The following is a 13,540-nucleotide window of genomic DNA, read 5'->3' on the forward strand; positions in this document are numbered from 1 at the left end:
TTATTGCTCAGCTAGAAAATTTGCCATAGTATCGCTCGCTCGACAAAATGCATCAATAGTTTGTCGCTCAAAACCACTATGTCCTGCACAGGGCAAAATTTGTAATTGTGCATTATCCCAAAATTTAGTCAGTGAAAAAGCGTTATCAAGCTGGCAAACCATGTCGTAACGACCATGCAGAATAATCGCAGGGATCGCGGTAAGTTTATCAATATTTTCTAAAATATAGTTCTCGTTGATAAAACAATGTTGAGTAAAATAATGACTTGATACTTTTGCCATACATAAAGCTTGGTGGGCGTCATCTATGTGCGCCATACCTATATGGTGATGCTCGAGGGTTGATAACCTTAATTCCCATAATGCCCAAGCTTTACTGGCCGAAATTACCGCGACTTCATTATTTGAATTGAGTACTTGGTGATAACCTGACAGTGGCGAATATTGTAGCTCTGCTGGTAAGTGTTCAACAAATTCTTGATAGTACTCTGGGAAAAAGTTTTTTGCACCCGTCTGAGTGTAAAGCCATTGGTATTCAGATCGAGTGGCGAGAAATATACCGCGTAAGATAAAAGCTAACACCTTATCTGAATGTGCTACGCCATAAGTCAGGGCTAAAGTTGTTCCCCATGAGCCACCACAAACTAGCCATTGTTCAATATCTAGGTGTTGACGAATAACTTCGATATCGCCAATTAAATGAGCGGTGGTATTATCTACTATCGACGGTGAGGGCTTTGAGCGCCCACAACCTCGCTGATCAAATAAAATAATACGATACAGTTCAGGATCAAAATAACGCCGATGATTCTCGCTTGAACCACTACCAGGACCACCATGAAGATATAGCACGGGTATTCCTGTTGGGTTACCCGACTGCTCAAGATATATTTGATGCAGCTCACCAACAGGTAACATCTCTTCTGAATATGTGGCTATTTTTGGATATAAAGATCGTGACATATACTTACTCTGTTCATTCAGGCCATAACTATTATTATGGCGCAAAATATTAAAACTGTCAGTGTCAGTTAAGCGTAAATAAATTAACTTTTTGACAGTTATACTGAGTGTTCTTCTAGGTAATCTTCTGGTTTGAAATTTTCTAAAGTAACTGTAAATAAAGCGCCAAAAAGAACCACCAGCCAAGATAAGTAAACCCATAAAAAGAGAATAGGAATACCCGCTAAAGCACCGTAAATAGCTTCATAAGAAGGTAATTGTGTAATATAAAAAGCAAAGCCTTTCTTTGCCAATTCAAATAATAGTGCTGCTAATGTTGCACCAAACAAGGCGTGTTTAATCGGCACCACTTTATTGGGCACAACCATATATAAAATAAGAAATGCGCCGATTGAAGCAATAATAGGCAAAGCTCTTAAAGCAACATTGGTAAGGCCAAAAATATCATAATTTCCTATCGATATTAAGGAAACAATATATGAAGTTGCTGCGATACTACTCCCCATTAAAACAGGTCCGAGCGTAAGGACCATCCAATACATAGAAAAGGCGGTAACAATGCGTCTTTTAGTTGTTACTCGCCAAATTTTATTTAAGCTAGTATCGATGGCAGAAATTAATAACAAAGCAAATAAGAATAAAAAACTAATCGCAATAGCTGACATTTCTGAAGCATTCGTGACAAAACCGGTAATATGCTCTTTAACCACATCTCCAGCAGCAGGCATAAAATTTTCATAAACAAAATTTTCAATCAGTTCTTTAATATCAGTAAAGATAGGAAAAGCGGTCATAACTGACAACATGACTACAATCAAAGGCACCAATGACATCAAGGTTACATAAGATAAGTAGCCTGCCGTAATATGTACTTGCTCTTTTGATATTCTATTTAGAAAAAACAAACAAAAATGCCAAATAGTCTGACTTTGCTGGTTGTTTTTAATTGTTTTGATCCAGTTCATTGCAAATTAGTTATTATCTTATGGTGCACAATATATTATGATAATTGCTAAGCAAGTGATAGTGATAATAATAGTAATAAAATTTAACTTAGGAGTGATGATGTCTAATCAAGGTTCAGGTGGTAATGTTTTAGCGGCAATATGTAGTTTTTTTATTGCAGGCTTAGGTCAATTAGTTCAAGGGCGAATCCTCGCAGCAATCCTGTTTTTTCTGTTAACCTGGGTTAACTATACATTAGCAGCAACAGGAATATTATTCTTTATGGCCATTCCTGGTCTTGTTTTTCATCTATGGGCAATCATTGATGCTGCTCGCTATAAAGGTGGAAACTAATGAACAAGATCTCAGTAAAGGTATCATTATTTTTCCTTTTACTGTCAATAGTAGGCTGTCAATCCGCCTACTATTCGGCGATGGAAAAAGTTGGTAAACATAAACGTGATATATTAATTGATCGTGTTGAAAGTGCTACAGACTCACAAGAAGCAGCAAAAGAAGAGTTTAAAAATGCTTTAGAGCAGTTTTCTGCATTAGTAAATTTTGATGGCGGTGAGCTACAACAACAATATGAAATAAGTAATGACCATTATCATACCAGTAAGGTTGCTGCAGAGGATGTAACTGCTCGTATTGATTCTATCGAAGCTGTCGCTGAAGCTTTGTTTAATGAATGGCATAGTGAATTAGAACAATTTACTAACCAATCTCTAAAACGACAAAGCCAATCACGTTATAACGAAACCCAAAATCGTTATACTTCAGTAATTGAATCAATGCGTAATGCGGAAAAAAGAATGCAACCCATTCTTGATGCACTAAAAGATAATATGCTTTATTTAAAACATAATCTTAATGCACGAGCGATTGGTGAGCTAAAAACAGAATATAAATTAATTGAACAAGATGTGGAGCGCTTGATTAACGAAATGAACAGTTCAATTAACAAATCACAAACATTCATAAAATCACTTAAAAACCCTTAAGATAGAGCCAGCTGCTTTATTAGTAGCCTGTTTAATATCAAAAAATGAATGATGAATGAAGGATGGTTGCTTATTTACTTTCGATGAGCTGCCATCAATCTTATCTATTAGTGCGTCGCACTTGCTATTGATTGATGAGATCTTATCTGATTATAAATTATAAAGTGTCGTTGCTCGATCTGGCGTGTGCCAAAGGAGTATTGGCAAACAAATCACTTTGATTTTGATTAATAGCAGAAAGTAAGCTCGAAAGCTCTCTTATTTGACTTGGACCCGCAGTGCCTTGTTCAAAAAGTTGACTTAATCGTTGTAACACTTTGAGTTGTTCTGGAGACATTTCGAAATTCCTTTTCTGAGTAATATTCTATAAAAATACTTCTTTGTTATCAAGCTGTGGCATGTTGATAGTAAGTAGACTCTTGCATTGGCAAACTTATTTCTCTGCCATCATCAATATACTCTTGATAAAGAACCTTTAACTCTCTGCGCTCTATAATGTTAGCTTTATCGGCAACAGCCTTTTCAAATAGATCATTTAAACGATTTAATTTTGTCTGCTCCATGCTAAGTTTGCTCCCTGCACTGATACTTTAAAATTCAACGAGTAAACTAATCGTATCAGTAAAACTAACATTCACCAGTGAGTTGTAGTTAATAGCGTCAACTCTATATTTTTATATTAATGACTTACTGGACTAATATTCATTAAAAACAACAAATTAAATAATCATCATCAATTTTAGTTGTTGTTTATCATCTAACTTCCTATGTGTTTTTAAGACATGTCTTACACTGTATGACGTTTAGGCTTACTAAAATGGACTGACAAAAAAACCAGCCGCAGCTGGTTTTTATCAAGAGACTAAATAAGAAGCTTATTTAGGACGAGTATCACGCTTACGTTCATTCTCTTTTAAAAGCTTTTTACGAATACGAATGCTTAGCGGTGTTACTTCGACTAACTCATCGTTATCAATAAACTCAAGTGCTTGCTCAAGTGACATAACGATAGGCGGCGTTAACGTTTGTGCTTCATCAGTACCTGATGAACGAACGTTAGTTAACTGCTTACCTTTAAGAGCATTTACTGTTAAGTCATTGTCACGGCTATGAATACCAATAACTTGACCTTCGTAGATATCAACACCGTGTCCGATCAACATACGACCACGTGATTGTAAGTTAAAGATTGCATTCGTTAATGCTTTACCTGTTGCATTACCGATCATTACACCATTTTTACGTTGGCCAATATCGCCACCTTTGTGAGGTCCGTATTCAAAAAATGTATGATAAATTAAACCAGAACCTGATGTTAATGTCATGAATTCAGTTTGGAAACCAATCAAACCACGACTTGGCATGATGAAATCCATACGAATACGACCTGTTCCATCAGGTGCCATATCTGTTAATTCAGCTTTACGAACACCCATTCTTTCCATGATAGGCCCTTGATGTTGTTCTTCAACATCAATGGTTACATTTTCATAAGGTTCTTGTATTTCGCCGTCAATTTCACGAATAATAACTTCAGGACGTGATACCGCTAACTCAAAACCTTCGCGGCGCATGTTTTCAATTAAAATGCCTAAGTGAAGCTCACCACGACCTGAAACTTTAAATTTGTCAGCATCAGGAAGTTGCTCAACACGTAAAGCAACGTTGTGAATTAATTCTTTGTCTAAACGGTCTTTGATGTTACGTGATGTAACATACTTACCTTCTTTACCACAAAATGGTGAAGTGTTTACTTGGAAAGTCATATTGATAGTAGGTTCATCAACAGATAACGCCGGTAAGCCTTCAACTTCGGTAGGACAACAAACTGTATCTGATATTTTTAACTCGCCTAAACCAGTAATGGCAATAATATCGCCAGCAAAACCTTCTTCGATATCAAGTCTCTCTAGACCTAAGTAACCAAATACTTTACCAACTTTAGCGTTATGAACCTTGCCAGTTGCTAATTTAATCGTCACTTGTTGGTTTGGTTTAACAGAACCACGAGTAATACGGCCAACGCCAATTACGCCCAAATAAGAACTATAATCAAGTTGAGATATTTGCATTTGGAATGGACCATCTGGATCCGCTGTTGGTGCTGGCACTTCTTTAAGAATAGTATCAAATAAAGGTGTCATGTCTGTGCCGGTTACGCCTTCTTCAAGCGAAGCCCAACCATTGATTGCTGAAGCGTAAACAACTTTAAAGTCAAGCTGTTCATCAGTAGCGCCAAGGTTGTCAAACAATTCAAAAACTTGGTCCATAACCCAATCAGGGCGAGAGCCAGGCTTATCAACTTTATTGATAACTAGAATTGGCTTTAAACCTTGAGCAAACGCTTTTTTCGTTACGAAACGCGTTTGTGGCATAGGGCCTTCTTGTGCATCAACAATAAGTAAAACCGAATCTACCATTGACATAACACGCTCAACTTCACCACCAAAATCAGCATGGCCAGGAGTATCTACTATGTTTACACGGTAACCGTTCCAGTTAATAGCCGTATTTTTAGCTAAGATTGTGATACCACGTTCTTTTTCGATATCATTCGAATCCATCGTGCGCTCTTCAAGACCGCCGCGGGCATCAAGGGTACCTGATTGTTCTAACAATTTATCAACCAAAGTTGTTTTACCATGATCAACGTGGGCTATGATGGCAACATTACGTAATTTATCTAACACGGGTTTTACTCACTTCTTGCAAGACTTTTTCATCAAAAGAATATAGGGCTATAATTGGGCGCGAATTATACAGCAACCAAGTCAACAAAGACAGCAACAAATATTTCAGCACTTATTAAATTCTCCATACATGAATGGTAATGCCCTGTTATACTCTTAAGCACCAACAACCAGCAAACGCACCAACTTGAAGCGGTGGGTGCACAAAAATAGTGCAAAGGACCGTTGGTAGATAAGTTAACACCTTATATATAAAGGTTTTATCTATTGGCATGAATTTCGCTTTATGCCCTTCATGCGAAATGCAAACGTATTTTATTTTAATGACACTGGAGACTTTACATGTCACAAGCCGTATTAGATTTAATCAAAGACAACGACGTTAAATTTGTTGACCTACGTTTTACTGATTCAAAAGGTAAAGAGCAACACGTTTCAATTCCTCATCACCAAGTAAATGAAGACTTTTTTGAAGACGGTAAAATGTTCGATGGTTCTTCTATTGAAGGCTGGAAAGGCATTAATGAATCTGACATGGTAATGATGCCTGATGCAGATTCAGCTGTATTAGACCCTTTTACAGATGCAGTAACATTAAATATTCGTTGTGATATTTTAGAACCAAGTACAATGCAAGGTTACAGCCGTGATCCTCGTTCAGTTGCTAAACGCGCTGAAGAGTACTTACGTAGCACAGGTATCGCTGATACTGTATTAATTGGCCCTGAGCCAGAGTTCTTCTTATTTGATGATGTACGCTTTAGTACTGATATGAGTGGTTCTTTCTACAAGATTGATGATAAAGAAGCCGCTTGGAATTCAGGTACTGAATACGAAGAAGGCAATATGGGTCACCGTCCAGGTGTTAAAGGCGGTTACTTCCCAACGTCTCCGGTAGATTCATCACAAGATATTCGTTCAGCCATGTGTTTAGTTATGGAAGAAATGGGCTTAGTTGTTGAAGCGCATCACCATGAAGTAGCAACTGCTGGTCAAAACGAAATTGCATGTCGCTTCAATACCTTAGTTAAAAAAGCTGATGAAGTTCAAATTTATAAGTATGTAGTACATAACGTTGCTCACGCTTACGGTAAAACAGCGACCTTCATGCCTAAGCCATTAGTTGGCGATAACGGCTCTGGTATGCATGTTCATCAATCGCTTGCCAAAGACGGTGTTAACTTATTCGCTGGTGATAAATACGGTGGCTTATCTGAAATGGCGCTTTATTATATTGGCGGTATTATTAAGCATGCTAAAGCATTGAATGCTTTTACTAACCCAGCAACTAACTCTTACAAACGTTTAGTTCCACATTTTGAAGCGCCGGTAATGCTAGCATATTCTGCACGTAACCGCTCTGCATCAATTCGTATACCGATTGTTCCATCACCAAAAGCAATGCGTATTGAAGCTCGCTTCCCTGATCCAGCAGCAAACCCATATTTAGCTTTTACTGCTTTATTAATGGCTGGTCTTGATGGTATTAAAAACAAAATTCATCCTGGTGATGCGATGGATAAAGATTTATACGATTTACCAGCAGAAGAAGCGGCAGCTATTCCACAAGTAGCAACATCGCTTGAAGATGCTTTACAAAGCTTAGAAGCTGATTATGAGTTCTTAATCGCTGGTGGTGTTATGGATAAAGATATGATTGATGCATACATTGCTATTAAACGTGCTGAATCACAACGCGTAAACATGACAACTCATCCATTAGAGTTTGAATTATATTACAGCGTATAACATCGACTAAATGATTAAATAAAAAAAAAGCTCACTCCGGTGAGCTTTTTTGTGGCAAATAGATGATTAATTATATAAGTTTAAGGTAGGCATTCTAAATTGAGTTAACTTTTTTGCGTTATTCTTTATTGTTATTAACTTTCATCATCACATTACTGAGCTGTAATGTCTTTGCGACGTCAACCAAAATATATGTTTGGAGAAGTGATGATGGCATCTTAGTTTTTTCTGACAGCCCTAAACCTGGTGCAGAAGAAGTTGAAATCAGAGAACCCAACACTGCATCGTCTGTTGATACCTCAATGTTAGATTTAACGCCAAAAGTTATCAAGGACGATTACCAAGTTGAAATAAACCAGCCTAAACCCAACGCCACAATTAGAGACAATACTGGCTCAGTTTATATAGCAGGAAGTATCAAACCTATCTTTAAACAAGGCTTAACTATTCAGCTTTTTTTAGATGGCATACCTCATCAATCCCCTCAATCCCACTCAATGTTTGTGCTACGAAATATAGATCGCGGCGAGCATGTCATAAAAATGCAATTACTTAATGAAAAAGGCAAGATAATTGCATCATCAAAGCCTATAACCTTTTATATGCATAGAGCATCGGTTAATAACGCGAATTAAGTAACATTCAGTGCAACGTGCACCAAATGTAACTACATTAATATTTTTTCGCACTAAATAAGTGCAAAAGGTTTGTATGTCCAGTATCAGCAACAGAGATCGACAATTAAAACTTAGTTACCAACAAAAGCTACCAAATCAAATGGTTACAGCACTTGTGGTGCTAGATAGTCAATTAACGATAAAATATGTTAATCCTGCAGCTGAAGCGCTATTAGTTAAAAGCTTTAACAAACTCTATGATTTACCAATCACGACAGTCTTTTATAATTCTCCAATAAAAAAAGAGCGTTTAGAACAATTGCTTACTTCAGGACAAGAATTTAGTGATAGTGATGTCACCATTGAATTTTTTGATCACAGTCGTATTACCGTGGAAATAACAGCTTCGTCAGTTGAATTCAGTAAACAGCCACATATTATTTTAGAATTCAAACAAATTGATCAACAAAAACAAATGAGTATCGAAGCATTTCAGCACCAGCAATGGGAGTCGTCACGAGATTTAATACGTGGGCTTGCCCATGAAATTAAGAATCCGTTGGGCGGTCTCCGTGGCGCTGCACAATTATTAAGTAAAGAATTAACGCAAGAGCAACAAGAATATACTGAAATGATTATTGAACAAGCCGACCGCTTAACGAATTTAGTCGACAAGCTTTTAGGTCCTAATCAATTACCTCAGATGGCAAAACAAAATATTCATATTGTTTTAGAAAAAGTTTTTAAACTCATTAATTTTAATAACCCTAAAAATATTAAATTTATCAGAGATTATGACCCCTCTATTCCCGAAATAAGTTTTGACCAAGATAAGTTACAACAAGCTGTTTTGAATATCGTTAACAACGCGGTTCAAATTATTGATGAGGGTTGTAAGATAACACTCAAAACAAGAGCTGCTAGTAATAAAACCATTAATGGAAGACGCGTAAAGCTCTGTGTTCAGATCAGTATTATTGATAATGGACCGGGTATTCCAAAAAAGATTCAAGACACCTTATTCTATCCCATGGTATCTGCACGGGACAATGGTACGGGTTTAGGTTTGTCTATTTCACAAACCTTAGTGCAACAGCACAAGGGAAAATTATCTTGTTATAGTCGACCTGGTCATACCGAATTTTTAATTTTACTGCCTTTACAAGAAGAGAATAATAATGAATGTTGAGCAAGTTTGGATCGTAGACGATGACAGCTCTATTCGCTGGGTGTTAGAAAAAGCCTTATCAGGAGCAAATATATCTGTAGCCTCTTTTGAGAAACCTGAAGACTTGCTTATTGCTCTAGAGCATCAACAACCAGAAATAATAATTTCTGATATAAAGATGCCAAATATTGACGGTATGACGTTACTTAGTCGTGTTACTGAGCAGTTTCCAAACCTTCCTGTGATCATAATGACAGCCCATTCTGATCTCGATAGTGCGGTAAATGCCTATCAAGGGGGAGCATTTGAATACTTGCCTAAACCTTTTGATACTGATGAAGCAATTTCTCTGACAAGACGTGCTTTGACACATGCTCGTGAACAAAGTGCTAAACGTAAGCATTCTATAGCAGCACCTGATCCCGTTGGAATCATTGGTGCAGCTCCTGCTATGCAAGAAGTATTTCGAGCAATTGGCCGACTATCTCGTTCAAGTATCAGCGTATTGATTAATGGCGAATCAGGGACAGGTAAAGAATTAGTTGCGCATGCACTTCACACGCACAGTCCACGTTCGAATGCCCCGTTTATTCCTTTGAATATGGCCGCAATACCAAAAGATTTAATTGAATCAGAATTATTTGGCCATGAAAAAGGCGCTTTTACTGGCGCGAATGCAGTAAGGCAAGGTCGTTTTGAACAAGCGCATAAAGGCACCTTATTTCTTGATGAAATTGGCGATATGCCTTTAGATATTCAAACACGTTTGTTACGCGTCCTCGCCGATGGTCAGTTTTATCGTGTCGGCGGTCATTCACCTATTCAAGTTGATGTACGGATTATTGCAGCTACGCATCAGAACCTCGAAGTTCAAGTGAGTAATGGCGATTTTCGCGAAGATCTATTTCATCGCTTAAATGTCATTAGAATACAGTTACCCAGTTTACGTGAACGCAAGGAAGATATTGAACAGCTCATTAATCACTTTTTACATTTAGCGGCAAAAGAATTAGAGGTTGAACAAAAAACCCTACATAAAGCTACTCTTAATTACTTACAGCAATGTGCGTGGCCAGGAAATGTTCGTCAGCTTGAAAATATCTGTCGTTACTTAACCGTAATGGCAAGTGGTAAAGAAATTATATTAGATGATTTACCGAGTGAACTTGCTGAGAAGACATCATTAATAAGCCCTACTGCAGAAGCTTCATCATGGCCAGTTGCCTTACAAGAATGGGTTGATGAGCAATTAGCGAAAGGGAATAACAATATTATTGATACCGCTTTGCCAGAGTTTGAGAAAATATTGTTAGAACGTGCACTTCATTACACACAAGGAAGAAAGCAAGAAGCAGCTAAAAAATTAGGTTGGGGAAGAAATACTTTAACAAGAAAATTAAAAGAGCTTAATATGTAATGACGTCTGTGAAGGTAGCTGTTTAGCTACTTTCACATGTTTCACTGATACACTGTTTACAACTGTTACATAATTTCAAGTTAATGATGTGGGCAGCTACAATCAAGCTGGCGCCAATCACAATAAAGTATGGCTGAATATCTTCAGAAAAATCATGCTTTATCCAGTAAATACCAACACCTAAAAAAAGCAGATAGAAAGGATAATACTTTCTATGGTATTTCTTAAAGCCCGAAAATAAAGCCAAAGAACCTAGTGCAGCGGTCATTAGTAAAAATACATGTTCCCATGCATGATCAGCCAAAAAGCTTAACCCTAGCAAAGGCAGTGCCGGTAACAGTACTGGTAATAAGATACAATGAAGCGCACAAAGTGATGTTGCGGTTATTCCAATACGATCAAGCACTTTATACTCCCCTTAGAATTAGTTAATAATGACTGTTAAAAGTGGATAATATCACAATTGATATAGTATCACAAAACTTTTAAGCGTGTTCTATAGGAAAAGAAATTACATCCTCAATAGCACTTTTGTCTAACGCGATCATCATTAAGCGGTCGATTCCTAAAGCTACTCCTGCGCATTGTGGTAAACCTGATTGTAGGGCTTTAATAAAATTCTTATCTATATTTTTAGTAACAAGTCCTAGTTGTTGACGTTTATTGTTATCTTGTTCAAATCTCGTTATTTGAATATCAGCATCTGTTAACTCATTAAAGCCATTTGCTAACTCAACACCCTTAAAGTAGCATTCAAATCTTTGGGCAACACGGTTATCTTCAGGACATTCTTTAGCTAAGGAAGCTTGCGCAATTGGAAAGTTATAAACAAAACATGGACAAGATATACCAATATTCTGTTCTATTATTTCTGAAAAAATAAACTGTAGTAACAAATCACAATCGTTAGACTCATACAACCAATCTGCCGCTTTACCGTGTAACTCGATCGCCTCGTATAATTGATTAAAACTTGCCGTTAACGGATCTATACTGACATATTTAATAAATAAATCTTGATAGGATATCTTTTCAGATTTTGGCGATTTTACTACCGTAGATAATAGTTGATCTACTTCTGCAATTAAATCATGTTGATCAAAACCTATACGGTACCACTCTAATAAGGTGAATTCTGGATTGTGATAACGGCCTGAATCCTCATGACGAAATGCTTTACAGATTTGAAAAATACAGCCATAACCTGAGGCAAGTAGTCGTTTCATATGAAACTCAGGTGACGTTTGTAAATATAGCTGTTGAGATTGGTTTATATCGCTGTTATCTAAATAATTATATTGGGTGCTAAAGGCCTCAAGATAAGGGTCTGTTACTGTTCCCATAGAGAGTGATGGTGTTTCAACTTCAATAACATTTTTATTTTTAAAAAAATATCTGATCTCATTAATAACATTTCCTCTAGACTTAGCTACTTGCCACTTCATTTACGTACACTACTTAGAATAAAAAATTATAATTCTATAGAGTATATACGAAAAAATGATCATCTGAGAAGTAGGCTAGTGACTATAATAATTATCTAAAGCTATATTTTGAAAAGGATGGGAATAACTCTGCAACGCTATCGTATATTTTTTAGCTATGTACAATCATCTTTGTTTATTGTCTGCGAGTAACAAACCGCCAACATCTGCTATGCCTATATTTAATAGGTATGTTAATGATCTACTCTCGGATGGGCATGTTGAATACAAGTCACACCACTATCGATGCTACTACTCTATAGTTACATAATGAGTATAAATGCTCAGTTTTTTAAACGCCAGAAAGCAAAAAACCCGTTACGTTAGTAACGGGTTTTTGACGTGTAGGGATATACTAATGTCGCGTTGCCAAGGATGGCAAAGAGCGACCTAATTAGAAGCGGAGCATGTCCTACGCTCACATGGGCATGTCGAACATAAGTCACACTACCATCGGCGCTACGGCTCTGTAGTTGCATAATAAGTGTAAATGCTGTGTTTTTATAAACACCAGAAAGCAAAAAACCCGTAGCATCAGCTACGGGTTTTTGACGTGTAGGGATATACTAATGTCGCGTTGCCAAGGATGGCAAAGAGCGACCTAATTAGAAGCAGAGAATGTCCTACGCTCACATGGGCATGTCGAACATAAGTCACACTACCATCGACGCTACTTATCTTTCGTTACAGATGTTGTCTTTTTAAACGCCAGAAAGCAAAAAACCCGTAGCATCAGCTACGGGTTTCTCTAATTAGAAGCGGAGAATGTCCTACACTCACATGGGCATGTCGAACATAAGTCACACTACCATCGACGCTACTTATCTTTCGTTACAGATGTTGTCTTTTTAAACGCCAGAAAGCAAAAAACCCGTAGCATCAGCTACGGGTTTCTCTTAATTAGGCGCCTAGCAATGTCCTACTCTCACATGGGAACTCCCACACTACCATCGGCGCTACTGCGTTTCACTTCTGAGTTCGGAATGGGATCAGGTGGTGCCACAGTGCTATTGTCGCTAGACAAAACTTGTAATATCAAAGATATAATTTAATTTATACTGTTTAAAATATAAAGTAAATTAGAACCTTGGAACAAAAAACCCGTAGCATCAGCTACGGGTTTCTCTTAATTAGAAGCCTAGCAATGTCCTACTCTCACATGGGAACTCCCACACTACCATCGGCGCTACTGCGTTTCACTTCTGAGTTCGGAATGGGATCAGGTGGTACCACAGTGCTATTGTCGCTAGACAAAAAGGTTACGTACAGGATGTACTTATATCGTGATGCCATGGATGGCAATGAACGATGTACAAACTACACGTTTAATAATCTTAGAAAGTTGATATAAACAAAAGCGTTTTCTTATTCAATTCACGTTGTGCGTGATATTGCTTTTCAGCAATGTGTCAGTCTTTTACAAACACTTCGTAGTAAAACTACTTGGGTGTTGTATGGTTAAGCCTCACGGGCAATTAGTATCAGTTAGCTCAAGACCTCGCA

The 13,540-nt window shown here is 37.4% G+C and carries 13 protein-coding genes and 2 rRNA genes; 6 read left to right on the top strand and 9 right to left on the bottom strand.

The window, feature by feature from the left end:
- The gene (gene pip, locus ESZ26_RS06020) at positions 1-963 is read right to left on the bottom strand and encodes a prolyl aminopeptidase (RefSeq protein ID WP_146798843.1); all 963 of its coding nucleotides are present in this window, start codon (positions 961-963) and stop codon (positions 1-3) included.
- 98 nt (positions 964-1,061) lie between these two features.
- Positions 1,062-1,928 carry a virulence factor BrkB family protein gene (locus tag ESZ26_RS06025; protein ID WP_146798844.1) on the bottom strand — a complete coding sequence of 289 codons (867 nt, stop codon included), beginning with the start codon at positions 1,926-1,928 and terminating at the stop codon, positions 1,062-1,064.
- 100 nt (positions 1,929-2,028) lie between these two features.
- Between ESZ26_RS06025 and ESZ26_RS06030 the strand changes: the two genes are divergently transcribed.
- Complete coding sequence (locus tag ESZ26_RS06030; protein WP_146798845.1) at positions 2,029-2,262, top strand: hypothetical protein; 234 nt, start codon at positions 2,029-2,031, stop codon at positions 2,260-2,262.
- Entirely contained in the window at positions 2,262-2,912 is a 651-nt protein-coding gene (locus tag ESZ26_RS06035; RefSeq protein WP_146798846.1) for a DUF2959 domain-containing protein, read from the top strand. Before ESZ26_RS06030 ends, ESZ26_RS06035 begins: the two co-directional genes overlap by 1 nt.
- A 157-nt stretch (positions 2,913-3,069) precedes the next feature.
- Here ESZ26_RS06035 and ESZ26_RS06040 read toward each other — a convergent pair whose 3' ends face one another.
- The 3 genes from ESZ26_RS06040 to typA all read right to left on the bottom strand — a co-directional run bounded on the left by ESZ26_RS06040 (position 3,070) and on the right by typA (position 5,602).
- Positions 3,070-3,249 carry a hypothetical protein gene (locus ESZ26_RS06040; RefSeq protein ID WP_146798847.1) on the bottom strand — a complete coding sequence of 60 codons (180 nt, stop codon included), beginning with the start codon at positions 3,247-3,249 and terminating at the stop codon, positions 3,070-3,072.
- A 49-nt stretch (positions 3,250-3,298) separates the two neighbouring features.
- On the bottom strand, positions 3,299-3,475 hold the full coding sequence (locus ESZ26_RS19190) for a hypothetical protein (protein ID WP_170246320.1): 177 nt from the start codon (positions 3,473-3,475) through the stop codon (positions 3,299-3,301).
- Positions 3,476-3,787: 312 nt separating this feature from the next.
- Positions 3,788-5,602, bottom strand: a complete 1,815-nt coding sequence (typA, locus tag ESZ26_RS06045; protein WP_146798848.1) for a translational GTPase TypA — start codon at positions 5,600-5,602, stop codon at positions 3,788-3,790.
- Between the two features lie 342 nt (positions 5,603-5,944).
- Between typA and glnA the strand changes: the two genes are divergently transcribed.
- The 4 genes from glnA (at position 5,945) to glnG (ending at position 10,553) form a co-directional block, all read left to right on the top strand.
- A complete protein-coding gene (gene glnA, locus ESZ26_RS06050) occupies positions 5,945-7,351 on the top strand; it encodes a glutamate--ammonia ligase (RefSeq protein ID WP_146798849.1) in 1,407 nt (468 codons plus the stop codon).
- Positions 7,352-7,464: 113 nt separating this feature from the next.
- A complete protein-coding gene (locus tag ESZ26_RS06055) occupies positions 7,465-7,986 on the top strand; it encodes a DUF4124 domain-containing protein (RefSeq protein ID WP_146798850.1) in 522 nt (173 codons plus the stop codon).
- Between the two features lie 76 nt (positions 7,987-8,062).
- Complete coding sequence (glnL, locus tag ESZ26_RS06060) at positions 8,063-9,157, top strand: nitrogen regulation protein NR(II) (protein WP_146798851.1); 1,095 nt, start codon at positions 8,063-8,065, stop codon at positions 9,155-9,157.
- A complete protein-coding gene (glnG, locus tag ESZ26_RS06065) occupies positions 9,147-10,553 on the top strand; it encodes a nitrogen regulation protein NR(I) (RefSeq protein WP_146798852.1) in 1,407 nt (468 codons plus the stop codon). Before glnL ends, glnG begins: the two co-directional genes overlap by 11 nt.
- A gap of 22 nt (positions 10,554-10,575) precedes the next feature.
- On the opposite strand, the gene ESZ26_RS06070 is transcribed toward glnG, so the two are convergent.
- The 4 genes from ESZ26_RS06070 to rrf (ESZ26_RS06085) form a co-directional block, all read right to left on the bottom strand.
- Complete coding sequence (locus ESZ26_RS06070) at positions 10,576-10,959, bottom strand: MerC domain-containing protein (RefSeq protein WP_146798853.1); 384 nt, start codon at positions 10,957-10,959, stop codon at positions 10,576-10,578.
- Between the two features lie 79 nt (positions 10,960-11,038).
- Positions 11,039-11,998, bottom strand: coding sequence for an elongation factor P--(R)-beta-lysine ligase (epmA, locus tag ESZ26_RS06075; RefSeq protein WP_146798854.1), 960 nt, complete (start codon positions 11,996-11,998; stop codon positions 11,039-11,041).
- Positions 11,999-12,943: 945 nt separating this feature from the next.
- A 5S ribosomal RNA gene (rrf, locus tag ESZ26_RS06080) occupies positions 12,944-13,058 on the bottom strand.
- Between the two features lie 115 nt (positions 13,059-13,173).
- Positions 13,174-13,288 (bottom strand): 5S ribosomal RNA (gene rrf / locus ESZ26_RS06085).
- Positions 13,289-13,540 lie beyond the last annotated feature (252 nt).

Origin of the sequence: Colwellia hornerae (assembly GCF_007954355.1) — a bacterium.
GTDB lineage: Bacteria > Pseudomonadota > Gammaproteobacteria > Enterobacterales > Alteromonadaceae > Colwellia_A > Colwellia_A hornerae.

Bases quoted from the DNA above. Each gene is read 5' to 3' on its own strand.
- pip (WP_146798843.1), bottom strand. From the start codon at position 963: ATGTCACGATCTTTATATCCAAAAATAGCCACATATTCAGAAGAGATG.
- ESZ26_RS06025 (WP_146798844.1), bottom strand. From the start codon at position 1,928: ATGAACTGGATCAAAACAATTAAAAACAACCAGCAAAGTCAGACTATT.
- ESZ26_RS06030 (WP_146798845.1), top strand. From the start codon at position 2,029: ATGTCTAATCAAGGTTCAGGTGGTAATGTTTTAGCGGCAATATGTAGT.
- ESZ26_RS06035 (WP_146798846.1), top strand. From the start codon at position 2,262: ATGAACAAGATCTCAGTAAAGGTATCATTATTTTTCCTTTTACTGTCA.
- ESZ26_RS06040 (WP_146798847.1), bottom strand. From the start codon at position 3,249: ATGTCTCCAGAACAACTCAAAGTGTTACAACGATTAAGTCAACTTTTT.
- ESZ26_RS19190 (WP_170246320.1), bottom strand. From the start codon at position 3,475: ATGGAGCAGACAAAATTAAATCGTTTAAATGATCTATTTGAAAAGGCT.
- glnA (WP_146798849.1), top strand. From the start codon at position 5,945: ATGTCACAAGCCGTATTAGATTTAATCAAAGACAACGACGTTAAATTT.
- glnL (WP_146798851.1), top strand. From the start codon at position 8,063: ATGTCCAGTATCAGCAACAGAGATCGACAATTAAAACTTAGTTACCAA.
- glnG (WP_146798852.1), top strand. From the start codon at position 9,147: ATGAATGTTGAGCAAGTTTGGATCGTAGACGATGACAGCTCTATTCGC.
- epmA (WP_146798854.1), bottom strand. From the start codon at position 11,998: ATGAAGTGGCAAGTAGCTAAGTCTAGAGGAAATGTTATTAATGAGATC.